The sequence below is a fragment of the Amycolatopsis sp. NPDC057786 genome, from assembly GCF_042797905.1.
In the GTDB taxonomy this organism is placed as follows: Bacteria; Actinomycetota; Actinomycetes; order Mycobacteriales; family Pseudonocardiaceae; genus Amycolatopsis.
Map to the genome: position 1 here is coordinate 10,786 of NZ_JBHVKW010000070.1, position 21,857 is coordinate 32,642.

A 21,857-nucleotide genomic window follows, 5' to 3' on the forward strand; every position below is an offset into this window, starting at 1 on the left:
CGGGGACATCATGGCGGACCCCACCGACAAAAACGGAGCTGCCCGGTCGCGCTCCGTATCTGACCTGCGCCGTCCCCGGCGTGTCGGAAAGCGCAGTGCCGACCAGGGCGCGCCTCCCCTCTCCGGCCGGTGCGCGGCCCTACCTTGGGCTGCGTGAAGCTCCTGCACACGTCCGACTGGCATATCGGCCGTACCTTCCACGGCGCCGATCTGCTCGCCGAGCAGGAAACCGTGCTCGGCCATCTCGCCGACCTCGTGGCCGCCGAGTCGGTCGACGTCGTGCTCGTGTCCGGGGACATCTACGACCGCGCGGTGCCCTCGGCGGAGGCCGTCCGCGTGGCCACGACCGCGCTGGGCCGGATCCGTCAGGCCGGGGCCGAACTGGTGATGACACCGGGCAACCACGACTCCGCGCCGCGGCTGGGCGCGTTCGCCGAATTCGCCGCGGCGGGCGGGCTGTACCTGCGCGCCACGATCGACGGGCTCGCCGAGCCGGTGCTGCTGTCCGACGAGCACGGCGAGGTCGCCCTCTACGGGATCCCGTACCTCGAACCGGAGCCCGCGCGGCACGCCCTCGGTGTGCCCGAGGCACGCGGCCACACCGGCGTGCTCACCGAAGCGATGCGGCGGGTCCGGGCGGATCTCGCCGGACGGCCGTCCGGAACGCGGTCGGTGGTGCTCGCGCACGCCTTCGTCACCGGCGGCGAACCGACCGAATCCGAGCGGACCATCGCGGTCGGCGGCGTCGAGCAGGTGCCGGGTTCGGTGTTCGACGGCGTCGACTACGTCGCGCTCGGCCACCTGCACGGTCCGCAGACCCTCGCCGAGCACCTGCGCTATTCGGGCAGTCCGCTGGCGTACTCGTTTTCCGAGACGCGCCAACGGAAATCGGTCTGGCTGGTGGAGCTGGGCGCCGACGGGCTCGCCGAAGTCCGGCGCCACGAACTGCCGGTGCCGCGCCACCTCGCGATGCTGCGCGGCGAGCTGGCGGATCTTCTTTCCGATCCCGAGCACGACGGGCTCACCGAACATTTCCTCTCCTTCACGGTCACCGACCGGGTCCGCCCGATCGACGCCATGCGCAAGCTGCGTGAGCGGTTTCCGTACGCGGTGCATATGGACTGGCAGCCGGAAGGCGGGCACGACGGTGTCACGCTGAAGTACGCCGAAGCCGTCCGCGGGCGGTCCGACGTCGAGATCACCCGGAGTTTCCTGGAGGACTGCCGCGGATCCGCGCCGTCGGAGAGCGAGGAGCGTCTGGTGCTGACGGCGCTGGGCGCGGCGGGCAGGGAGCGCGAAGTATGAGGCTGCACCGGTTGGAGGTCGCCGCTTTCGGTCCGTACGCGGGCCGCGAGGTGGTGGACTTCGACGTGCTCGGCGCCGACGGGCTGTTCCTGCTGCACGGTGACACCGGCGCGGGGAAGACGACGCTGCTCGACGCGATCGCGTTCGCGTTGTTCGGCACCGTCCCCGGCGCGCGGGGAGAGGTCAAACGGCTGCGCTGCGACCTCGCGGAGCCCGACCAGGTCACCGAGGTCGTCCTGGAACTGACCGTGCAGGGCCAGCGGATGCGGATCGCGCGCAACCCCGAGTACCAGCGGCCGAAGCGCCGTGGCGAAGGCATGACCGTCCAGCAGGCGAAGGCGGTGCTGAGCTGGGTCGGCACGGTACCCGCCGGACACGTGGCCGAGGGCATCACGCGGATCGACGAGGTCGCGCGCACGGTCGAGCGGCTCATCGGCATGACGCACGAGCAGTTCTTCCAGGTGGTCCTGCTGCCGCAGGGCGAATTCGCGCGGTTCCTGCGCGCGAACACGGCCGAACGCGAGGAGCTGCTGGAGCGGCTGTTCGGCACCGAGCGCTTCTCCGACGTCGAGGACTGGTTCGCGAATCTGCGTGCCGAGCGTGGCCGCGAGTTGCACGCGCGGCAGCAGACGTTGCGGGAGTGGGTCGCGCGGTTCGCGCAGGTCGCGGGGCAGGAAGCGCCCGAGGAAGGGCAGGCCGAGTGGGCCGGGGAGGTGCTCGCCGAGTCGGCACGGCGGGTCGCCGAGGCACAGGAGCGCGACACGAAGGCTCGCACGGCGGCCAAGAAGGCTGAAGCGGTCTGGCAGGAGAACCGGTCCATCGCCGAACGGATCCGCCGGGTGCGCACCGCGTACACGCGGCTGTCGGTGATCGCCGAGCAGGCGGGCCAGCGGGCGGAGTGGGCGGAAGAAGTCGAGGCGGCGCATCGCGCGGCGGGTGTCGTCGCGGAGGCGGACCTCCTTGAACGCAGACTGGACCAGCTCGCGGAGGCCGAAGCCGCCGAGGCACTCCGGGCTCGGGAAGTGCCGGACGCGGCGGAGAGTTCGGCCGCCGAGCTTCGCGCCCGCGCGGGCGGGTTGCGGGAAGAAGCGGGCGCGCTCGCCGAGCTCGTGGCGGAAAGTGAGCAGCAGCAACGGGATCTGGCGCGCCGTGAGCAACTGAACGCGGCCGCCGGGAAAGTGGAGAAGCAGGCCGAGGACTTCGCCGCCGAGCTGGGCGCGGCGCCGGAGAAGATCGCGGCTTTGCGGACCGAAGCGGCCGCTGCCGCCGAAGCCGAGGCGAAGCTCGACAGCGCCCGCGCTCGTGTCGACGAACTGACCGCGCTGGCTCGCGACGCCGGAGAGGTGCCCAGGACACAGCAGGCTGTCGAACGGGCGCGTGCGGCGGTCAGCGAGGCCGTGGACGGCCATCAGCGGGCCCGTCAGCACCGCCTGGATCTGCGGGAACGGCGTCTCGAAGGAATGGCGGCCGAACTCGCGGCCGGCCTCCGTGCCGGCGAGGACTGCCCGGTCTGCGGAGCGACCGAGCATCCGTCACCGGCGACGCACACCGGTGGTTTGGTCGACCCCGAGGACGAGCGTCGCGCCGAAGCCGCGGAGCAGCAGGCGCACGCGTGGCGCGAGAAGGCGAAAGCCGCGCTGCAGGAGGCCGAGAACCGCCTGGCCGTCCTGATCGAGCGGTTGGGCGAGCACACCGCCGAGACCCTGCGGGCGGGGCTCGCCGAAGCGCGCGACCTGGTCGCCACGCTGTCGGAGACGGCTCGCCGAAAGCCCGTTCTCGAGACGCGGCTCCTGGAACTGGAACGGAAGATCGAGCAGCTGACCGAACAGCGTGGAGCGGCCGAACGCCGCGCGGTCGAGGTCGCGACCGAGGTGCGCGGGCTGACCGAGCGGCTGGCCGAGCGCGAACGCCGGTTGGAGGCCGCGCGCGGTGAGTTCGCCGACGTCGCCACCCGGCGGCGTCATCTGCTCGGTTTCGCGACCCGCCTCGACGCGCTGGCCGAAGCGCGGCTGACCGTCGCGGGTGCCCGCGAGCGCCGTGACGAGCAAGCGAAACTGGTCAAGGAAGCGTTGCGGGCCAAGGGTTTCGCGAACCTCGACGAAATGCGCGCCGCGGCGCGGCCCGACGAGCAGATCATGAAACTGGAAGCCAGCCTCGCCGACGCGAAGGTGATGGAGCGGGCCGCCCGCGAGGAACTCGCGCAGCCCGAGTTGTTCGGCATCTCGCCGGAGGACGAGATCGACGTCGCCGCTTCGGCGGACGCGGCGCAGGACACGCGAGCCGAGGCCGAGCAGGCTTTCGCGGCATTGCGGACGGCGAAGACGCGGCACACGGACCTGACCGGGCTGGCCGAGCGGATGACGGCCCTGATGGCGGAACTGGCGCCGGTCGAAGAGGGGTATCTCGAACTGAAGGCGCTGGCCGAGGTCGTCAACGGACGCGGGCAGAACGCGCGGAAGATGTCGCTGCGCTCGTACGTCCTCGCCGCGAGGCTGGAGGAGGTCGCGGTCGCGGCGACGGCTCGCCTGCGGACGATGAGCCAGGGCCGCTACTCCTTCGTGCATTCCGACGCGGCCGGGGCGCGGGGCACCCGCGGCGGGCTCGGCCTCGACGTGCTCGACGACTACTCCGGCACCGTCCGGCCCGCGAAGACGCTTTCGGGTGGCGAGTCCTTCCTCGCGTCACTCTCGCTGGCACTGGGTCTCGCTGACGTCGTCGCCGCCGAAACCGGCGGAGCGCTGCTGGACACGCTGTTCATCGACGAGGGCTTCGGCACGCTGGACGCCGAGACACTCGACATCGTCATGAACATCCTCGACGAGCTTCGCGCCGGCGGTCGTGTGGTCGGGCTGGTCTCGCACGTGGAGGAACTGCGGCAGCGGATCCCGACGCGGCTGCGGATCCGGAAGTCGCGTGCGGGCTCCTCGGTGGAGATCCACGCCGCCTGACCCCTGCCCCCGCGCCATGAAAGGTCCTTTCCTTGCAAAATTTGCAAGGAAAGGACCTTTCATGGCATCCCGTGGTGCCGGTTCAGGCGGCTTCGTGCGTCAGCAGCCACTGCTTCGCCGGGACACCCCACCGGAAGTTCCCCACGCCGCCGCCGGTCCGCACCACCCGGTGGCACGGCACGAACAACGCCGCGGCGTTCTTCGCGCACGCCGACGCGGCCGCCCGCACTGCCGCCGGATTCCCCGCCAGCGCCGCGTATTCCGCATAGCTGACCGGCTCGCCAGCGGGCACCTTCCGCAGGATTTCCCAAGCGTGCTCCCGGAACGCGCCGGACCGCTGCCGCACCTCGACGTCGGCGACCGCGTCCAGGTCGCCGTCGTGGTAGCGGCGGATCGCGGTGCTCACCGGGCCGAGGTCCCGTCGCTGCTTCACTTCGCCGGGGGCGAGGGAAGGCGAGATCAGCGGCGTCAGTTCGCCGACGTCGCCGGTCCAGCCCGAGGCGAGCACGGCCCCGTCACCCGCCACCACGGCGGTGAACGGGCCGATTTCGGTGTCCATCGTGGACCAGTACGCGATGCTCATCATTCTCCCTTTTCGGCTCGCCACAAGTACATGCCGGCGTACGAGGACCAGGGCTGCCAGGCCCGTCCGCGTTCGGCCAGCGTCGTTTCGTCGTCCGTGATGCCCAGCGCCGCGGCTCCCCGGCGCAGCGCCGGATCACCGGTCAGCAAGACGTCCGGCGCGCCCAGCACGCGCATCAGGACGTAGTCCGCGGTCCCCGGCCCGATGCCCGGGACGTCCAGAAGTTCCGCCCGCAGCTCCGCGGGATCGCGGCCGACGTGGACCGCCACCCCGTCCGCCAGCGCGCGGGCCACCGCGGCCACGCGTTCCGGGCCGTGTTCGGCGACCTGGGCCGCCGTCGGGAACAGCGTGGTCAGCCCTTCCAGCGACTCGTCGCAGCTGGGCAGGCGTTCACCGAGTTCGTCGGCGAGCGCGGCCGCCTCGGCGCGGGACAGCAGCGCGCGCAGCACGAGCTCGTCTCCGTCGACAGCACCGGGCACCCGGATGCCGGGGATCGCCTCGACCAGCGGCGCGAGGGCGGGGTCGGCCCCGAGGACCCGTGCGACCGCCTCGGGGTCGGCGTCGAGGTCGAGCAGCCGCCGCACCCTGGCCACCGCGCTGCTCAGGTCACGCAGGTCGGAGAGCCGCAGGTCGCAGCGGACGTGGTCGTCCTTCGCCGTCAGCCACACGACGCCGGGGCCGTGCGCGAGCCGCAGCGTGCGCCCGTAACCGGTCACTCCGGAATCGTCGCGCGTCACGTGCTCGACGCCGGGGATCGCCTGGCAGGCCAGGAAGTCCAGCACCCCGCCCGCGTCGAACGGCTTGCGGAACGGCAGCCGCAGGCTCAACCGTGTCCCGGTCGGCAACTCCTCGGCCTTACGACGGCGCAGGCTCGCGGCGCGAAGCTGCGAAGGCGTCGTCGCGAAGACCTCGCGGATCGTCTCGTTGAACTGGCGGACGCTGGAGAAGCCCGCGGCGAACGCGACGTCGGTCAGCGGGAGGCCGGACATCTCGATCAGCAGCCGCGCCGAGTGCGCCCGGTGGGCCCTCGCCAGCGCCAGCGGTCCGGCACCGAGCTCCGCGGTGAGGACCCGGCCGAGCTGCCGTTCGGAATAGCCGAGCCGCCGCGCGAGCCCGGGGACGCCGTCGCGTTCGACGGTCCCGTCCGAGATCAGCCGCATCGCCCGTGCGGCGAGGTCGGCCCGGATGTCCCAGTCCGGGGAGCCGGGGACGGCGTCGGGCAGGCAGCGGCGGCAGGCACGGAAGCCGTTGGCCTGCGCGGCCGCCGACGTCGGGTAGAAGCGGACGTTCTGCTGCTTCGGCGTCGACGCGGGACAGGACGGGCGGCAGTAGATCCCGGTGGTGGCGACGGCCATGATGAACTGGCCGTCGAACCGGGAATCACGGGCGGCGACGGCGCGGTAACACCGTTCGGCGTCGCGCCACACGGCCCGTTCGGCCAAGGTCTGCTCGGTCATGACATCGATCGTGCCACCAGGTCGGGGGAGCGGCTGGCGGAAATCCGACACGGCGATCAAGGCCTCGGCGGATGGGGCGGCGGGCGGCACGTAGACTTCTGGCCCGTGAGTCTCACCCTCGGCATCGTCGGCCTGCCCAACGTCGGCAAGTCCACCCTGTTCAACGCGCTGACCCGCAACGACGTGCTCGCGGCGAACTACCCGTTCGCCACGATCGAGCCCAACGTCGGCGTCGTCCCGCTGCCGGATCCGCGGCTGGACAAACTCGCCGAGGTCTTCGGCTCCGAGCGGACCGTGCCCGCCGTCGTGTCCTTTGTGGACATCGCGGGCATCGTGAAGGGCGCCTCCGAGGGCGCGGGCCTCGGCAACAAGTTCCTCGCGAACATCCGCGAGGCCAACGCGATCTGCCAGGTCATCCGCGTGTTCGACGACCCGGACGTGATCCACGTCGACGGCCGCATCGACCCGGGCAGCGACATCGAGACGATCAACACCGAGCTGATCCTCGCCGACCTGCAGACCCTGGAGAAGGCGCTGCCGCGGCTGGAGAAGGAAGCGCGGACGAAGAAGGAGAACAAGCCCGCGCTCGACAACGCCCAGAAGGCGAAGGAGATCCTCGACGCCGGGCGGACCCTCTTCCAGGCGCAGAAGGAGGTCGACTTCGAGGCCCTGCGCGAGCTGAGCCTGCTCACCACGAAGCCGTTCCTCTACGTCTTCAACGCCGACGAGGGCATCCTCACCGACGAGTCGCGCCGCGAGGAGCTGGCCAAACTGGTCGCCCCGGCCGACGCGGTGTTCCTCGACGCCAAGGTCGAGGCCGAACTGCTCGAACTGGACGACGAGGAGTCCGTGCGCGAGCTGCTGGAGTCCGTCGGCCAGCACGAGCCCGGCCTCTACTCGCTGGCGCGCGCCGGCTTCCACACCCTCGGTCTCCAGACGTACCTGACCGCGGGCCCCAAGGAGTCGCGCGCCTGGACGATCCCGCAGGGCGCGACCGCCCCGCAGGCCGCGGGCGTCATCCACACCGACTTCGAGCGCGGCTTCATCAAGGCCGAGGTCGTGTCCTTCGCCGATCTGATCGAGCACGGCTCCATGGCGGCCGCGCGGTCCGCCGGCAAGGTGCGCATGGAGGGCAAGGACTACGTCATGGCCGACGGGGACGTCGTGGAGTTCCGCTTCAACGTCTGACGTCGACCTGCAAGAACTCCCGGAACTCCGCGGTGCCTGCCTGATCGTTCAACGCGGCGTTCCACTGTGCGATGTCGGCTTCCGAGACGTCGGCGTCGAGTGGCAGGAAGACCCGAACCGCGTTCGGCCACCGCTCGAAGAACCCGGCGGCGGCCGAAGCCGTCAACGCCTGTGCGATCGAGTCCCAGACCGTCCTCCGGAACTCGCGAAGGTCCGAATCGGTGCAGCGTCGCATCGCCCGTTCCGCTTCGGCGCGGATCGGCTCCAGCGGATCGTCGATCCCCTCGGCCCCGCGGATGTCCAGGTCCCACTCGCCGAGGTGCCATTTCGCGTCGATGGCGAACTCCGGGTCCTCGGCGATCATCTCGTCGAGATGTCGCCGCGAGTGCGCGAAGGCGACGATCGACGTGGCGTCGGCGTCGGTCGCGATGCCGACGCCGGCCACGTCGTCCGACGGCAGCTGTCCTGCGACCGCGGTGATGGCCTGCTCGAGCGCCGACCTGAGCCGATCAGACCAGTCGCGTGCCCACGCGCGGAGTTCAAGATCCATGGCTCCATTGTCGCCGTTCGCTCCTCGAATGGATCCTCCACGGAGGTAAGAGCACGGGTGCTGATCGCGAGGTCTGGTTCATCGAGCGTTGGGGTGCCCAGATCGAAGACGACATCTCCGTCGAGGGGTTTCGCCGCCTTGCTCGACAACGACGATGCCGAGCACGTCGTCGTCGACATCAACGACAGCGGCGACCGGTTCGTCGAGTTCACCGGCCGCTCGGTCTGTTTCCAGCAGGCAGAACGCGGCGGAGAAATCGTTGGCACTCTTGACTATGCCGACCGCGACGAGGCGCTCGCGATCGATCGCCACGCGGCGGGCTCGCATGAGGTGGGGACCGAGGCCGTTGCCTACGAGGAAACGGGCCAGCGCTCCTGGAACATCGTCGCCGGTGCCTTGCCGTGCCGCGCCGTGTAGGCGCCACGATCTCGTCCGTCGTGTCCTCCCCGCCCTGGAGGCGGACCAGGTACGGCACCACCCAGTGCAGGTCGGCCTCGTCGAACTCCTCCGTCCAGTTCGGACTGAGCCCGGTCCGGGACTCGTCGAGCACCTGGGAGAGCGCGACCTGCCCGCCCGCGTTCACGGGATGCGGGCCCACCGAGATCGAGACACGTGAAGCGGCGCCTGCCGGGTGCAGCGCCACCTCCATGGGGTGCGGGTGGCGGCCGGGTGCCGTGCGCGCGATCACGAGGAACCGCAGAGGCCCGCGTTTCGTCTTCTTCATGCGGCCATTCGAGCACGCCGCCACGGACCGAGGATGAACCGCATGACGAGCCCCGCCCTTTCACCGCTCGCCCATGCACTGGCGCGCACGGACTTCGCGGCGAACTGGTACCGCTGGTGCGACGCCCAGCGTGACTGGGCGGCCGAGGCGACGGGTACCTACGACGAAGACTCCCTGCTCACCGCCACTGGCGCGTACGCCGCACTCCCCGCGAGCGAGTTCATGCAGGCGTATCGCGCGGCCGGAGCCGAGGTCTCGCGAATATCGACGGGCCCACGCCATCGGTCGTTCACCGTGGAGGTCGCCGCGGGAGCCGTCGTGTGCGGCCTGGTGGTGCGGCTCGGACGGGGACTCAACTCCCAGGAGTGCCGCCTGGCGGTACTCGCGAACGGCGAGCGGCAGGGTGAGCCCGATCCGAATCCGCCCTACCCTCGGCCGATCATCGGCAGCCGCAGTCAGCTGGAGGTCGTTTCCCGCGGCATCGTCGACGTCCTCGGCCAGGTCGCCCGCGGCTGGGCGTCATGACCGAGGTCCTCTTCTCCCACGCGAGCCCCTGGATGCCGCGAGTGATCCGCGAGGCCGGTGAGCTCAGGCTCGAACTCGACGCCGGAGCCAACGCCAACCACGACCCTCGCACGTTCGCCTTCCCGGTCACCGAGGCCCACCTCGAGGTGATCCGGGAGGACCTGACCCGGTATCTGCTGCTGTGGAGCGCGATCCTGCCGCTGTGCGAGGCGGCCGGGACCCGGGGGCCTCTCGACGAGCCGGCGGCGGTCGCGTTGCTGGACCCGATCCTCTTCGGCGTTCCCGCCGACGTCGAGTCGTTCTTCCGGGACATCCGCTGGGACGAACGCCGGCTCGTCGCTCAGGGCGCGGACGTCGAGCTGCTCGAACGGGGCCGGATCTTCGACGCGCTGCGCTCCGCGAGCGCGTGGTCCGATTGGTCGCTCGTCGTCGAGTACGACGCGAACCGTGTTCCCGCCCGGCCGGCCCCGCTCGACGAGGCGCTCCTCAAGTACACGGGCCGCCACCCGTACGGCGGGAAGGCGGTCCGGGATCCGGGCGCCGTCGATCCCGGCCTGCTTCCCGAGGTGCTGCGGGTGATCGCCATCGCGGAACGGGCGTGCGCCGGGATGCGGATCCACCGCGACCGCCGAAGGGATGAGCACGGCGTGAATCAGCGTGACTGGCGGCGAATCGAGGAGAAGGTCCAGCTCGCGGTTCGCCGCGCCTTCCCGGACCTCGCCGACGACGCGGTGCGCACGGTGAGCTTCCTGAAGTGCTCCGAAGCCGCCGACCAGGCCAGAAAGCAAGGATGACGATGAGACCTCTGACCTTCCGTGACGCCAAGGACAACGAGCGGAAGTGGGCCCCTGGCGACGCTCGATCCGCGTCCGACGCGTTCCAGGAGTTCGTCGACCGGCACCGCGCCGCCGACAACGCGTCCTTCCGCGTCGAGGACGAGGAGAACGAAGAGGCGCTGTTGCTCGTGTTCGACTCCGGCACCATCTGCCGGGTCAAAGGAGCGCAGGCCTCGCGGATCGAGTACCGCCTCGTCACCAACCGCGGCGACTACCGGACCCAGGTGGCCAACTTCGTCCGCGGCGGTTTCAGCGCCCTCGACCACAGCGGTCTCTGGTGGCCCGACGTCGCTGCCTTCGAGCGTGCCCGGCTCCGCTCCCGGTTCGACGAGTCGATGCTCCGGCGGATCCATCCCCGCGAACTGCGCCATCGGCTGGACGTCCTGACCCGCATCGACGGGCACGAGCCGTCGACGGTCGACGGGGTCACGCACTTCGGCTTCGGAAACGGCGGAGGCGACACCGTCAACGCCTGGTTCACCGCCGAGGGCCGCGGTCTCGTGGTGACCTTCGATCACACCGGCGACCTCAACTTCTCCGAGGATCCGCAGGCGCAGGCGGCGCTCTACGACGGCGTACCGGCGGACCTTCTCGCTCTCGTGAAGGACGTGCCGGAGACGGACACCACGCTCAACGTCTCACACCCTGACGGCGGCACCCTCGTGGCCGCCGCCGGCATCTTCACCTTCTCCGGTCCCTGCGCGATGGCGGACGGGCTGGTGTCCCGTTTGCAGGAGGAAGAGCTGGGCGTCGAGGACACCGGAGCCGGTTGGCTGCTGGAGGGCTTCCTCTCGCCGGAGGACTTCACCCCGGCCGCGGTCGCCGAAGCCGTGGCCTGGTGGGGTGCCGAAGACATCGCGAGGGGTTTCGCCGCGGCGCGCGAGCCGGAGCAGGCCGCGCCGTTCGACCGGGAGCTGGTGGAAGGCTTCTGCAAGATCTGGGCCGACTCCGGGTACAACGACCGCTGGGATGTGCACTACGTCCTGTTCGACAGCTACTCCGTCGAGGACGCGGGTGCGGAGCGGGACGAGCTTCTGACGTTGGTCCGGACGCTCGGGCTCGAGCGCGTGGACACTCCGCCGGGAGCCGCCGACGGTGAGGTGTGGGTCCGCACGGATCCGCGTATCGACGCCGAACTCGAGCGCTGGTCATGATCACATCAGGAGATCGTTCCGGGTACCACCGTTTCGAACCCGAGGTCGCCGGGGGCCTCGGCCCCGGTATCGACCACGACCCGCGGCGCGGGGCCGAACCACTGGTCGGCCCGCTGCACTACGAGTTCGCCGGCTGGCTCGGCGACGACATCGTCACGACGAGCGGGTACTGGATCGTCACCGGCAGGCTCGCCGACGCGCTGAGGGAATCGCCGCTCACCGGCTACGAGCTCGGCGAGGTGGTGGTGACCACCGAAGAACAGTTCGACATGTTCCACAGCCACCTCGGCCTTCCCCGTGACTGGGAGCGGCTCGTCCCCACCGGCACGGAGGAGGGCGGCGAGGACTTCGTGCTCGAAACGGTCGTCGACCTCCTCGTCAGCGACGCCGCCCTCGAACTGTTGCGGCGGTTCACCATCGACGACGCCGACATCTCGCGGGCGGACGAGGAACCGGAGGTCTCCGAAGTCATGCGGAAGTTCCTCGACCTGCAGCGAGCGAAGGAGGGAACAGTGCCGGACGACGCCGCCGTCGATCTCATCGGATCGCTGGTCGAAGCCGCGGACCTGCCGGAATCGGTGGACGGCTGGGAATCGCTGGCGATGATCCTGGAGTTCGGCGAAGGGTTTCGCAGTGTGTACGGGTACGCGTACTCGCCCGGGGACGTCATCACGCCCGTGTCCTGCAAGTGGTCGAGTATCGAAGCGGCGGTGAACGCGTACCTGGGTGAGCGGCTGCCGGTGACGATCCTCGTGCAATACGACCGGACGGCCGGGAAGCACGAGGTGACCTTCGAGGACACCGACGAGGAGCGCTGGGCTGTGAAGCCAAAGAACTTCCGGCAGATGCGCGAACAACTGCGCCCGAAGTTCGACTGAGGAGAAGCACGATGGCACGGAAGCGGAAGACTCTTCCCAAGGATTTCCAGGAGATGTTGACCTCGGCCCCGCTGGAGGAGCTGAAAGCCGTCTTCGGCAAATGCGAGATCGACGCGCGGGGCGGTTATGCCAAAGGGACCGCCATCGGCTTCCCGGAATGCCCGGACGAGCTCGTCGTCTGGCTGAGCGAGCAGGGGCTCGCCGTCGACACCCCGGACAGCTACGGCAAGACACCCCTTCATACGCGGGCTTCCCGTGGGCTCCCGAAGCAGATTCCCTTGCTGCTCTCACTCGGTGCGGACATCGATGCGGCCGACACCTCCCGGCAAACGCCGCTTCAGTCCGCTGTGGGCAGGCTGAGGGTCGAGGCGGCGCGAGTCCTGATCGAGCACGGGGCCTCGACCGAGGTCGTCGACAGGCGCGGCAACACCTTGCTGATGTGCTGCCTGATCAGTACGGAGAACGCCTACCTCCGCGAGTCTGCCGAGATCGCGAAGCTGCTGCTCGAACGCGGGGCGAGCATCACGCCCGAGATGTGCCGGAAGGTCGAGCGGATCGGTAGCGGTTTCGAGTTCCACCGCGAGACCTTCAACCGCGACTTCCTCGAAGAGACCGACGCCGCGCTCAGCGAGCTGTACCGGATCTTCGGGGTCGAGCCCGTCGCCCGGCGGTCGAAGCACGACGGGGTTTCGCCGATCGTCGTTCCCGAAGGATCCTGGCAGGAGCGGCACAAAGCGCTCTGGGAGCTTCTCGTGCCGTCGAGCGGTGCGGGCGCGACAGTGCAGTGCGAGGCCATCCGCGTCACCGGCCGGATCGCCGACGAGATGTTCCGGAACGGCGGGGCGAACTGGGACCGCGCTTATCGTGCGATGGCCGACGCGTTCCCGGGTTTCCTGGCGCAGGGCGAGCCTCTCGGCGAAGAAGAACTCCTAGAGGCCAAGGAGATCGTCAAGCAGGTCAGAACGGGTCGCGGCGCGGACGGTCACCTCGATCGCTTGAGCGAACTAGCCGTCGCCTGGGTCGCGAAGAACCCGGCCCCGATCGCCTTGGGCGCGGTGGACTACTCACGCTGAGGACGGCCGGGTGTCCCCGATGGGTTCGGGGACACCCGGCACGGCCGCTACTTCCGCAGCAGGCTGTAGGCCGCCGAGCCGATCAGCTCCAGCGAAACCTGAAGCCGCTCAAGGGAGACGTTGTCCTTGATGGTGTCTTCCGGCGTGTGGTACGTCGGCTCCAGCAGCGCCGGACCGGATTCGCCACGCCAGCTGAAGTTGCCGGAAGCGATCCCGCGCTCGAAGAACGGCACGTGGTCGCTCGAACCGCGCGCCACCGGGCCCTTGACCCGCGGGTCGTAGCCGAGCCGCTTGGCGGCGGCGTTGACGGCGGCGGTCGTGGCGTTGTCGGCGCCGTCGACCGAAAGCAGCCAGTAGGTGATCGCCGGGTCCCAGCTGGTGGCGACCATGTCGTTCTGGAAGCAGCCCGCGATCCGCTTCGCCTCCTGGTCGGACAGGTTCTTGACGTAGTGCCGCGAACCGATCAGCCCGTACTCCTCCGAGCCCCACAGCGCGAACCGCAGCGTCTTGTTCGTCGGCAGGTACCGCAGGACACGCGCCAGCTCCAGGCACAGCACGGTGCCGCTGCCGTCGTCGTTGGCGCCGGGGGAGCCGGGGACGCTGTCGTAGTGCGCGGTCACCATGACCACGCCGTCGTCCTTGCCGGGGAACGTGGCAGGCCGCTCGGCGATGACGTTGTACGACGTCAGGTTCTTGTGGTGGGTGGCCGTCGCCTTCACCGTGACCGAACCCTTGGCGAGCCGTTCGCGCAGGCGCTCCACCTGTACCTGGGCCAGGCCGAGCACCGGAATGGTGACCGGGGTGGCCAGCGTCGGGGAGAACGCCGACAGCTTGCGTGCCGGGTCGGCGCCGATCCGGCCGAGCAGCACGGCGTCCGCTCCGCGCTGCGCGGCCATCAGGTACGCGTCGGCCTTGTTGGCCACGGCGGCGATCAGCACGATCTTGCCGGTCAGATCGTCGGGCAGCGTGCTGCCGTCACCGGCGTCGACGACGACGGCCTCGCGCGTGACGTCCTGCAGGCCCTGCGGCGACGAACCGGTCTGCCAGCTGTCCCGCCCGATCGACAGGCCGCCCAGGAACTTGTCGGCGATCGGGAACGGCTGCAGCGTGACCTGGTAGCGCAGGTCCCGAAGCACCTTCGCGATGTAGTCCTTGGCTCGCAGTTCGCCTTCGGTACCGGCGATCCGGGGACCGATCTTGTCGCTGAGCACCCGCAGGTGCTCCAGTGCCCGCCGCGACCGCACTCGCGCGACCACCGGGTAGTCGCCGAACTCCAGCGACGGCGGGAACTGCGCGCCAGGACGTTGCTGCGTGGCCGCGGCGGCGGTGCCGGGGTTCAGCCCGATCGTCGCCGCGCCCGCCAGTGCCACCGCGCCCGCGAGCACCTCACGTCTGCGCAGACCTGCCATGGAACACCCCTCACTTCTCGAAGAAACTCGTTCGAGTAGCTAAGAGTCACGAGGCCGCCAGGGCAACCTCCGATCGTCCCCTTTTTCCGGTTCAGCGGACGGCCACCCGGCGGTAGGCGTGCGAGACGGCGACGACACCCGAGATCGCCGCGGCGAGCACCCCGCCGATCAGCAGCACGGTCCCGACGAAGGGCCCGAAGTCGCCGACGTCGGCGAGCCGTACCCAGAACGAGCCTTCGAGCAGGGCGCCGACGAGGATGAACACCGGCGCGGCGACGCCGAGGAAGAGGATCCACCGGTACTTGGCGGCCAACGTCAGCACGAGGATCCCGGACACGCCGAGAATGAACGGGCCGGGCGGGATGTCCGGGAAACCGGGGACCCCCGAAGCGATCTGGATCAGCAGGCCCGCGACGCCGACGAAGAGGAAGAAGGCGTTGGCGACGGCGGCGGTGGAACGGTTCATGGCGAGCTCCTCACTGGATTTCAAGACCACTGAAGAGTCCTGCCCGCGGCCGCTCGGGGCGTCGGCCCGGAAGCGGCAATCGGGCCTACGCGGATCCGCGTAGCGGCTTGCCGAGGATCAGGGCGGGTTCGGCCGAAATCTCGGTCACCGGTCTTCGCCGAACACGCCGATCGTCTACGCCCAGGGGTGCCCGAACGTGCCGAGCCGGAAGTCCGGGGTCAGGTGGAGGTGGATCACGGAAACCATCCGGCGCGAAGGCGTGCTACCAGAGTGGTATCATCGACGGATGGCCATGACTCTGAGGTTGAACGACGAGCAGGAGCGCGCCCTCGCCCTGCTGGCCGAGGCCGACGGCGTGAGCAAGCACGAGGCGACCGTCCGCGCCATCACCGAGGCGGCCGCGCGCCGCGTCCGTGACGATCGTGTCCGGGCGCTGTCGAAGGACGGCCGGGAGCGCTACGCCGCTCTGCTCGACCGTCTCGCCCAGTGACCGAGTACCTCACCGTCGAAGACCTCCTCGCACTCGCGGAAGACCTCCGGGTGCCCGAGATCCGGGATCTCGGGCTGCTCGACTCCGCCGCGCACCGGCCGCTGGCTTCGCTGATGGGCCGGGACGCGTATCCGACGCTGCACGAGAAAGCGGCGGTACTTCTGGAGTCGCTGGCGCGTAACCACGCGCTCATCGATGGCAACAAGCGCCTGGCCTGGATGGCGACGTTCGTCTTCTACGGGCTGAACGGGTACGACCTCGACGCGCCGGAAGACGACGCCTATGACCTGGTGATCGCGATGTCCGTCGGCTCGCGCACCTATACCGAAGCCGCGGCCGGGCTGTCGGCGTGGGCGAGGGTAACTTCGGACGGGTGAAGCCGCTGAGTCCCGACATGTTCGCGCCCGGCTGCCCGTCGAACCTGACCCCGTTCCGGATCGGCGACAAATGGGCGGGCCTGGTCGTGCAGTGCCTGGAAGAAGGGCCGCGCCGGTTCTCCGAGCTGCGGGTGCCCTTGAGGGGAGTCACGCCGAAGGTCCTCACGGAGACACTGAGGGCTCTGGAGCGCGACGGCATGATCACGCGGACGGCGTACGACGAGACGCCGCCGCGGGTGGAATACGAGCTCACCCCACTAGGCCGGACGTTGTTCGAGCCGATGGAGGCATGCCGTGAATGGGCGGCGAAGCACCTTCCGGAGCTGGTCGCCGCCCGCGAGGCCTACTCGGGCTAGCCGAGCAGGCCGAGCACGACGATCGTCAGCAGCGTGATGGCGGCGGCGAACGTGGTCACCCAGGCGCGCTGGGCGGCGGTGATGGAGGCGTTGTTCACGGCGGTTCCCCGGGGGAGAGAAGCGACAGGTCCGCCCGGAACAGCGCGTTGATCAGACTCCGCGTTACCTCGCCGACGCCGGTGTGACCAACGTCACTGGTCGTGCTGGTGATGCCGTTCGCGCGCCGTGTACCAGAGCACGCCGGCGGCGGCCGCCACCATCGCGCCGAACGCCGAGAACCCCACCACGATCGCTTGCGTCATCACTCGTCCTTTCTCGTTGTGTCCCTACCGGGGTGACGTCCGAGAAGCGGAGTTGTGGCGCGGTCGTAGCGGACGTCACATGCCGTCGAGTACCCCGTCGATCTGCGACGCGAGCGAGAAGTCCTTCTCCGTCAGCCCGCCGGCGGAGTGGGTGCTGAGCCGGAACGTCACCGTCCGCCAGCGGATGTCGATATCGGGATGGTGGTCGGCCGCCTCCGCCAGTTCGGCCACCTTGTCCACCGCCTCGATGGCTTTCGGGAAGCTCGGCAGCTTCGCCGTGCGCTCGATCGTCACGCCGTCGCGGGTCCACCCGGAGAGCTTGGTCACGGCCTCGTCGGCCTGCTGGTCGTTCAAGATTTCCGCCATGACTCCATGGTGGTACGCCGTCGGCTACGCTGCACTTTTGCCACGGGTCCCCCCCCTTGAAGAACGCAGGAGGCTAGATGAAACGCGCCCTCCGCACGGTCGTTGCGGCTGGCACGGTGGCCGCCCTCGTCGCGGGCTGCTCGCTCTCCGGGAACACGGGGAACGACCCGCAGGCGCCGGCGACGGTCACGCTCGTGACACACGACTCGTGGCTCGCCCCCCAGGAGGTCCTCGACGCGTTCGAGCGGCAGTCCGGGATCAAGATCTCCGTGCTCAAGCAGGGGGACGCGGGCGCGCTGACCAACAAACTGGTGCTGACCAAGGCGAACCCGATCGGGGACGTCGCGTACGGCATCGATTCGACGTTCGCCTCGCGCGCGCTCACCGAGGGCGTTTTCGAGCAGTACACCAGCCCGGAGGCCGATCGCGGCCCACAGCGCTACTCCATCGACCCCGAGCACCGGCTCTCCGCGGTCGACCTCGGCGACGTCTGCGTCAACATCGACACCCGGTACTTCGCGGACAAGGGGATCCCGGAGCCGAAGTCGTTCGCGGACCTGGCCGACGCCAAGTACAAGGACCTGATGGTCACCGCGAGCCCCGCGACGTCGTCGCCCGGCCTGGCGTTCCTGCTCGGCACCGTCGCCCAGTTCGGCGAGCAGGGCTGGCAGGGGTACTGGACGCAGCTGAAGGCCAACGGGCTCAAGACGGTCAGCGGCTGGGAAGAGGCCTACTCCAAGGAGTTCTCCGGTTCCTCGGGCAAGGGCCCGCGCCCGATCGTCGTCTCCTACGCCTCTTCGCCCGCCGCCGAGATCGGTGACGACGGCAAGCCGCGCACGAAGGCACTGCTGGACACCTGCTACCGCCAGGTCGAGTACGCGGGGGTGCTGAAGGGCGGCAAGCAGGTCGAGAAGGCCCGCAAGGTCGTGGACTTCCTGCTGTCCCAGCAGTTCCAGGTGACGGTGGCGAGCAACATGTACGTGTACCCGGCCCGTCAGGGTGTCGAGCTCCCGCAGGGCTGGGCACAGGCCGCGCCGCAGCCGCAGCAGCCGAAGACGCTCGAACCGGCCAAGATCCAGGCCGGGCGCGAGCAGTGGATCGCCCAGTGGCGCACGCTAGTGGAAGGTTAGGGCGTGCCTCGTGAACTGATGCCGGTAGACCGCGCGACGATACGCGCGCGCGTCGTTCTTCGGCCGGAGGCCTCGGATTTGCGGAGACGGGCCGCTGACACGGCCAGGTGAGTGACCAGCCGATGCCGCGGCCCGGCTGCGGAAATCCGAAAGCGCGCCTTGGAAGGCGGCCGAGTTCGACCAGGCTGACCTTCCGTGGAGCCGGGCTGGCCGCGCTCGCCGTGCTGCCGCTCGGATTCCTCGTGGTGTTCTTCGCCTGGCCGGTCGCGGCGATCGTCGCGCGCGGATTCGGCTCCGGCGGGGTCGGCACGGCCATCGGTGACCCGCTGACCTGGAAACTCGCCGGATTCACCGTCGCCAGTGCCGGGGTTTCGACGATCGTGGCGGTGCTGGCGGGCCTGCCGGTCGCGTTCCTGCTCGCGCGGGTGCGGCTGCCGGGTGTCGCGCTTGTCCGGACGCTCGTGCTGGTGCCGTTCGTGTTGCCGACCGTCGTGGTCGGCCTGGCGTTCCGTGCGCTCTGGCCCGACGGCGGGCTGCTGCCACTGGTGCTGGCCAACGCCTTCTTCAACGTCGCCGTCGTCGCGCGCACGGTCTCGGGGCTGTGGAGCCATCTCGATCCGCGCACCGTGGACGCGGCGCGGGCACTCGGCGCGTCGCCGTGGCGCGCCTTCCGCTCGGTGACGCTGCCCGCGCTCGCCCCGGCCGTCGCGTCTTCGGCCGCGGTGGTGTTCCTGTTCTGCGCCACCAGTTTCGGGGTCGTGCTCATCCTCGGCGGGGCGAAGTACCGCACCCTGGAGACCGAGATCTACCTGCGCACGGTCGACCTGCTCGACCTCTCCGGCGCGGCCGCGTTGTCGCTGGTGCAGTTCGCCGCCGTCGTCGCCGCGCTGGCCGTCGGCGCGCTGGCGAGGCGGCGCCGGGAGAACGCGGTGCGGCTGCGTTCGCGGAGCGAGACCGCGCGGCGGCCGAGGGGTGGCGAGTGGTGGGCGGTGTTCGCCGGGCTCGCGGTGGTCGCGCTCCTGATGACGCCGATCGTGGCGCTGCTGGTCGAGTCCGTGTCCACTTCGGACGGTTGGAGCCTCGCCGGATACGCGGCGCTCGCCGGGCAGGGCTCCCGTGGCGCCCTTCAGGTTTCCGGCTGGGACGCGGCGTCGATGTCGCTGCGGACGGCGTTCGACGCGACGACGCTCGCCATGATCGTCGGCGTACTGGCCTCGGTCGTGCTGGTGGCGTTGCGCCGCACGCCGGGCAGGCTGGCCAGGGGGATGGGCGAGACGATGGACGCCGCGCTCATGCTGCCGCTGGGCGTGTCCGCGGTGACCGTCGGTTTCGGTTATCTCGTCACGCTCGACGCGCTCCCCGGCGACCTGCGGACGTCTCCGCTGCTGGTGCCGCTCGCGCAGGCGCTGGTGATCATCCCGCTGATCGTGCGGATGGTGCTGCCGGTGCTGAGGTCGGTCGACGTCCGGCTGCGGCAGGCCGCGTCGACGCTCGGCGCGAGCCCCGGCCGGGTGTGGCGGGAGATCGATCTCCCGCTGACGGCGCGTTCCCTGGTCGCGGCGGCGGGCTTCGGTTACGTGGTCGCGCTCGGCGAGTTCGGCGCGACGAGCTTCCTGGCCAGGCCGGACGCGCCGACGTTGCCGGTCGCCGTCGCGACGCTGATTTCGCGGCCGGGGGAGCTGAACAACCAAATGGCCTACGCGGCCTGCGCGCTGCTCATGATCGTGACCGTGGTGGCGGTGGTGCTGATCGACCGGTTCGGCGCGGTCCGCGGGCAGAATTCGGTAGGGGAGTTCTAGTGTCGCTGTCGGTACGGGATCTGACCGTCCACTATGGATCCTTCGCGGCCGTGAAGAGCGCTGGGCTGGACATCGCCGACGGCGAGGTGCTGGCGCTGCTCGGCCCGTCCGGTTCGGGGAAGTCGACACTGCTGCGGGCGATCACCGGTCTGGAGCCGCTGACGTCGGGCACCGTGCGGTGGGACGGCGAGGACCTCTCCGGTGTCCCGGTGCACCGGCGGGAGTTCGGGCTGGTGTTCCAGGACGGGCAGCTGTTCCCGCACAAGGACGTCGCCGCCAACATCGCGTTCGGGCTGCGGATGCACGACGTCCCCCGCGCCGAGCACGCCGAGCGGATCCGGGCGCTGCTCGATCTGGTCGGACTGGCCGGTTACGAGCGGCGGAGGGTGACCGAGCTGTCCGGAGGACAGGCACAGCGGGTGGCGCTGGCCCGCGCGCTGGCGCCGGAACCGCGGTTGCTGCTGCTGGACGAGCCACTGTCCGGTTTGGACGCCGGGCTGCGGGAACAGCTGGCGATCGACCTCGCGGCCCTGTTGCGGCGCAACAAGATCACCGCGCTGCTGGTCACGCACGATCAGGAGGAGGCGTTCACGCTCGCCGACCGGGTCGCCGTGCTCGACGACGGTGAGATCCGGCAGGAGGGCGCGGTGCGCCGCGTCTGGCGGCAGCCGGTGGACGAGGACGTGGCGCGGTTCCTCGGCGTGACCACCTTCGTCGACGGCGAGGCGTCGGGCGGGACGGTGCGAACCGCGCTCGGCGAGGTCGCGCTGCCCGACGTCGAGGACGGCGCGGTGCGGCTGGGCCTGAGGCCGCACGGTCTGCGGGTCGCCCCGGAGGGTGTCGAGGGCGAGGTCGTCGCCGTGGTGCACCGGCGGGAGCACGTGCGGCTCGTGGTCGCCCCCGGCGGCGATCTGTCCACTGTGGACGCGGTCGCGCCGGTGACGGCCGATCTGCGTCCTGGCGACACTGTGCGGCTCGCCCTGGACCCGGACGGCGTCGCCCGGCTCCCGCTAACGCTCGGGGGAACGGGCGACGATGACCGGGCATAGCGCGTACGAAAGCACCTGCTGGCTGGTCGACCCGAGCAGCATCCCGGCGAATCCGCCCCGTCCCCGGGTACCGACCACGAGGAGCTGGGCACGGTCGGCGTATCCGAGCAACACTTCAGTCGGCTTCCCTCGGGTGACGACGCGCTCGACCGAGACGTTCGGATACTGGCCTTGCCAGCCGGCGAGCCGCTCGGCCAGCACTTCGCTCTCGCGCTCCTCGATGTCGCTGGCGTTGTACGTCCACTCTGTTTCGTCGAACAGTGCCGACGGGAGGACGTCGTTCCAGGTGTGGACCGAGACCAGCGGCGCGTCGCGCGTTGAAGCCTGTTCGAAGGCGAGTGCCAGCGCGGCATCGCTGGTGTGCGAGCCGTCGACACCGACCACGACCGGGCCTTCCGTGGGCGGGTCGTCCTCGGCTACGTGAGAGCGCACCACCGCGACCGGGCACTTCGCGTGCGCCGCGAGGGCGATCGACACCGAGCCGACCAGCAGCCTGCCCAGCGGACGGATCTGTTCCGGGCCGAGCACCAGCAGGCCGGCGTCCTCCGACATCGCCAGCAACGCCTGCGCCGGCTTCTCGTGGCGCAGGTCCAGGGCGACCTGCAGGGAAGGTTCCACCTTCCGTGCCACGTCTTCGGCCTCGCGGAGCAGGCGGTGTCCTCGCATCTCCGCCATTTCCGCGAGCTCTTCGCGCGTCGGCAAGGGTTGTGGATACTCCAGGGAGTCCTTGTCGAACGCGAGTACCAGCCGGAGTCCGGCCCCTCGGCGACGCGCTTCCGCCGCCGCCCAGCGGACCGCCAGTAGCGAGGACGCGTTTCCGTCGACCCCGGCGACCACGGGCCTGCCCGCTTGTTCGTTCACGACGATTCGCTCCTTACCTCGGACAGTGCGT

The 21,857-nt window shown here is 70.1% G+C and carries 20 protein-coding genes and 1 pseudogene; 14 read left to right on the forward strand and 7 right to left on the reverse strand.

The genetic code is table 11. The features are described from left to right. Window positions 1-153: 153 nt before the first annotated feature. Together ACFVM3_RS28855 and ACFVM3_RS28860 are read left to right on the forward strand one after the other, a co-directional pair. On the forward strand, window positions 154-1,305 hold the full coding sequence (locus ACFVM3_RS28855) for an exonuclease SbcCD subunit D (protein ID WP_378443115.1): 1,152 nt from the start codon (window positions 154-156) through the stop codon (window positions 1,303-1,305). Then, window positions 1,302-4,253, forward strand: coding sequence for an AAA family ATPase (locus ACFVM3_RS28860; RefSeq protein WP_378443116.1), 2,952 nt, complete (start codon window positions 1,302-1,304; stop codon window positions 4,251-4,253). Before ACFVM3_RS28855 ends, ACFVM3_RS28860 begins: the two co-directional genes overlap by 4 nt. Before the next feature lie 82 nt (window positions 4,254-4,335). Here ACFVM3_RS28860 and ACFVM3_RS28865 read toward each other — a convergent pair whose 3' ends face one another. Beyond that, window positions 4,336-4,836 carry a methylated-DNA--[protein]-cysteine S-methyltransferase gene (locus ACFVM3_RS28865; RefSeq protein WP_378443139.1) on the reverse strand — a complete coding sequence of 167 codons (501 nt, stop codon included), beginning with the start codon at window positions 4,834-4,836 and terminating at the stop codon, window positions 4,336-4,338. Continuing rightward, window positions 4,836-6,293: a DNA-3-methyladenine glycosylase 2 family protein gene (locus tag ACFVM3_RS28870; protein WP_378443117.1), complete on the reverse strand. Its 1,458-nt coding sequence runs from the start codon at window positions 6,291-6,293 to the stop codon at window positions 4,836-4,838. Before ACFVM3_RS28870 ends, ACFVM3_RS28865 begins: the two co-directional genes overlap by 1 nt. Window positions 6,294-6,398: 105 nt before the next feature. Between ACFVM3_RS28870 and ychF the strand changes: the two genes are divergently transcribed. Continuing rightward, on the forward strand, window positions 6,399-7,481 hold the full coding sequence (ychF, locus tag ACFVM3_RS28875; RefSeq protein ID WP_378443118.1) for a redox-regulated ATPase YchF: 1,083 nt from the start codon (window positions 6,399-6,401) through the stop codon (window positions 7,479-7,481). Here ychF and ACFVM3_RS28880 read toward each other — a convergent pair. Then, window positions 7,471-8,031: a DUF4303 domain-containing protein gene (locus tag ACFVM3_RS28880; protein ID WP_378443119.1), complete on the reverse strand. Its 561-nt coding sequence runs from the start codon at window positions 8,029-8,031 to the stop codon at window positions 7,471-7,473. The genes ychF and ACFVM3_RS28880 overlap by 11 nt on opposite strands. A 138-nt stretch (window positions 8,032-8,169) precedes the next feature. Between ACFVM3_RS28880 and ACFVM3_RS28885 the strand changes: the two genes are divergently transcribed. From ACFVM3_RS28885 to ACFVM3_RS28905, 5 genes and pseudogenes are all read left to right on the forward strand, one after another. Further along, entirely contained in the window at window positions 8,170-8,448 is a 279-nt protein-coding gene (locus tag ACFVM3_RS28885; RefSeq protein WP_378443120.1) for a hypothetical protein, read from the forward strand. Window positions 8,449-8,797: 349 nt separating this feature from the next. Further along, complete coding sequence (locus tag ACFVM3_RS28890) at window positions 8,798-9,280, forward strand: hypothetical protein (protein ID WP_378443121.1); 483 nt, start codon at window positions 8,798-8,800, stop codon at window positions 9,278-9,280. A gap of 32 nt (window positions 9,281-9,312) precedes the next feature. After that, window positions 9,313-11,270, forward strand: a pseudogene (locus tag ACFVM3_RS28895) (DUF6357 family protein). Then, window positions 11,267-12,148 (forward strand): hypothetical protein, encoded by an 882-nt coding sequence (locus ACFVM3_RS28900; RefSeq protein ID WP_378443122.1) that lies wholly within the window; start codon window positions 11,267-11,269, stop codon window positions 12,146-12,148. Before ACFVM3_RS28895 ends, ACFVM3_RS28900 begins: the two are co-directional and overlap by 4 nt. An 11-nt stretch (window positions 12,149-12,159) precedes the next feature. Then, the gene (locus tag ACFVM3_RS28905) at window positions 12,160-13,221 is read left to right on the forward strand and encodes an ankyrin repeat domain-containing protein (RefSeq protein ID WP_378443123.1); all 1,062 of its coding nucleotides are present in this window, start codon (window positions 12,160-12,162) and stop codon (window positions 13,219-13,221) included. A 47-nt stretch (window positions 13,222-13,268) separates the two neighbouring features. On the opposite strand, the gene ACFVM3_RS28910 is transcribed toward ACFVM3_RS28905, so the two are convergent. Beyond that, a complete protein-coding gene (locus ACFVM3_RS28910) occupies window positions 13,269-14,630 on the reverse strand; it encodes a M20/M25/M40 family metallo-hydrolase (protein WP_378443124.1) in 1,362 nt (453 codons plus the stop codon). Window positions 14,631-14,721: 91 nt separating this feature from the next. After that, entirely contained in the window at window positions 14,722-15,096 is a 375-nt protein-coding gene (locus ACFVM3_RS28915; RefSeq protein WP_378443125.1) for a hypothetical protein, read from the reverse strand. Window positions 15,097-15,382: 286 nt separating this feature from the next. Between ACFVM3_RS28915 and ACFVM3_RS28920 the strand changes: the two genes are divergently transcribed. Genes ACFVM3_RS28920 through ACFVM3_RS28930 form a run of 3 tightly spaced genes read left to right on the forward strand, consistent with a single transcriptional unit; the run spans window position 15,383 to window position 16,319 of the window. Then, a complete protein-coding gene (locus ACFVM3_RS28920; protein ID WP_016337139.1) occupies window positions 15,383-15,586 on the forward strand; it encodes a hypothetical protein in 204 nt (67 codons plus the stop codon). After that, on the forward strand, window positions 15,583-15,963 hold the full coding sequence (locus ACFVM3_RS28925; protein ID WP_378443126.1) for a type II toxin-antitoxin system death-on-curing family toxin: 381 nt from the start codon (window positions 15,583-15,585) through the stop codon (window positions 15,961-15,963). Before ACFVM3_RS28920 ends, ACFVM3_RS28925 begins: the two co-directional genes overlap by 4 nt. 17 nt (window positions 15,964-15,980) lie before the next feature. After that, complete coding sequence (locus ACFVM3_RS28930; protein ID WP_378443140.1) at window positions 15,981-16,319, forward strand: winged helix-turn-helix transcriptional regulator; 339 nt, start codon at window positions 15,981-15,983, stop codon at window positions 16,317-16,319. A 377-nt stretch (window positions 16,320-16,696) separates the two neighbouring features. Here the strand turns inward: ACFVM3_RS28930 and ACFVM3_RS28935 are convergent, their stop codons facing one another. After that, window positions 16,697-16,987, reverse strand: a complete 291-nt coding sequence (locus tag ACFVM3_RS28935) for a 4a-hydroxytetrahydrobiopterin dehydratase (protein WP_257484417.1) — start codon at window positions 16,985-16,987, stop codon at window positions 16,697-16,699. Window positions 16,988-17,064: 77 nt separating this feature from the next. Between ACFVM3_RS28935 and ACFVM3_RS28940 the strand changes: the two genes are divergently transcribed. The 3 genes from ACFVM3_RS28940 (at window position 17,065) to ACFVM3_RS28950 (ending at window position 20,965) form a co-directional block, all read left to right on the forward strand. Then, the gene (locus ACFVM3_RS28940) at window positions 17,065-18,117 is read left to right on the forward strand and encodes a thiamine ABC transporter substrate binding subunit (RefSeq protein WP_378443127.1); all 1,053 of its coding nucleotides are present in this window, start codon (window positions 17,065-17,067) and stop codon (window positions 18,115-18,117) included. A 221-nt stretch (window positions 18,118-18,338) separates the two neighbouring features. After that, on the forward strand, window positions 18,339-19,916 hold the full coding sequence (locus tag ACFVM3_RS28945; RefSeq protein ID WP_378443141.1) for an ABC transporter permease: 1,578 nt from the start codon (window positions 18,339-18,341) through the stop codon (window positions 19,914-19,916). Beyond that, complete coding sequence (locus ACFVM3_RS28950; protein WP_378443128.1) at window positions 19,916-20,965, forward strand: ABC transporter ATP-binding protein; 1,050 nt, start codon at window positions 19,916-19,918, stop codon at window positions 20,963-20,965. Before ACFVM3_RS28945 ends, ACFVM3_RS28950 begins: the two co-directional genes overlap by 1 nt. On the opposite strand, the gene ACFVM3_RS28955 is transcribed toward ACFVM3_RS28950, so the two are convergent. Beyond that, the gene (locus tag ACFVM3_RS28955; protein ID WP_378443129.1) at window positions 20,927-21,826 is read right to left on the reverse strand and encodes a universal stress protein; all 900 of its coding nucleotides are present in this window, start codon (window positions 21,824-21,826) and stop codon (window positions 20,927-20,929) included. The two genes, ACFVM3_RS28950 and ACFVM3_RS28955, sit on opposite strands and share 39 nt — an antisense overlap. Window positions 21,827-21,857: the final 31 nt, after the last annotated feature.

Coding starts and splice junctions, on each gene's coding strand:
- ACFVM3_RS28860 (WP_378443116.1), top strand. CDS start 1,302: ATGAGGCTGCACCGGTTGGAGGTCGCCGCTTTCGGTCCGTACGCGGGC.
- ACFVM3_RS28865 (WP_378443139.1), bottom strand. CDS start 4,836: ATGAGCATCGCGTACTGGTCCACGATGGACACCGAAATCGGCCCGTTC.
- ACFVM3_RS28870 (WP_378443117.1), bottom strand. CDS start 6,293: ATGACCGAGCAGACCTTGGCCGAACGGGCCGTGTGGCGCGACGCCGAA.
- ACFVM3_RS28880 (WP_378443119.1), bottom strand. CDS start 8,031: ATGGATCTTGAACTCCGCGCGTGGGCACGCGACTGGTCTGATCGGCTC.
- ACFVM3_RS28890 (WP_378443121.1), top strand. CDS start 8,798: ATGACGAGCCCCGCCCTTTCACCGCTCGCCCATGCACTGGCGCGCACG.
- ACFVM3_RS28900 (WP_378443122.1), top strand. CDS start 11,267: ATGATCACATCAGGAGATCGTTCCGGGTACCACCGTTTCGAACCCGAG.
- ACFVM3_RS28905 (WP_378443123.1), top strand. CDS start 12,160: ATGGCACGGAAGCGGAAGACTCTTCCCAAGGATTTCCAGGAGATGTTG.
- ACFVM3_RS28910 (WP_378443124.1), bottom strand. CDS start 14,630: ATGGCAGGTCTGCGCAGACGTGAGGTGCTCGCGGGCGCGGTGGCACTG.
- ACFVM3_RS28915 (WP_378443125.1), bottom strand. CDS start 15,096: ATGAACCGTTCCACCGCCGCCGTCGCCAACGCCTTCTTCCTCTTCGTC.
- ACFVM3_RS28920 (WP_016337139.1), top strand. CDS start 15,383: ATGGCCATGACTCTGAGGTTGAACGACGAGCAGGAGCGCGCCCTCGCC.
- ACFVM3_RS28930 (WP_378443140.1), top strand. CDS start 15,981: ATGTTCGCGCCCGGCTGCCCGTCGAACCTGACCCCGTTCCGGATCGGC.
- ACFVM3_RS28935 (WP_257484417.1), bottom strand. CDS start 16,987: ATGGCGGAAATCTTGAACGACCAGCAGGCCGACGAGGCCGTGACCAAG.
- ACFVM3_RS28940 (WP_378443127.1), top strand. CDS start 17,065: ATGAAACGCGCCCTCCGCACGGTCGTTGCGGCTGGCACGGTGGCCGCC.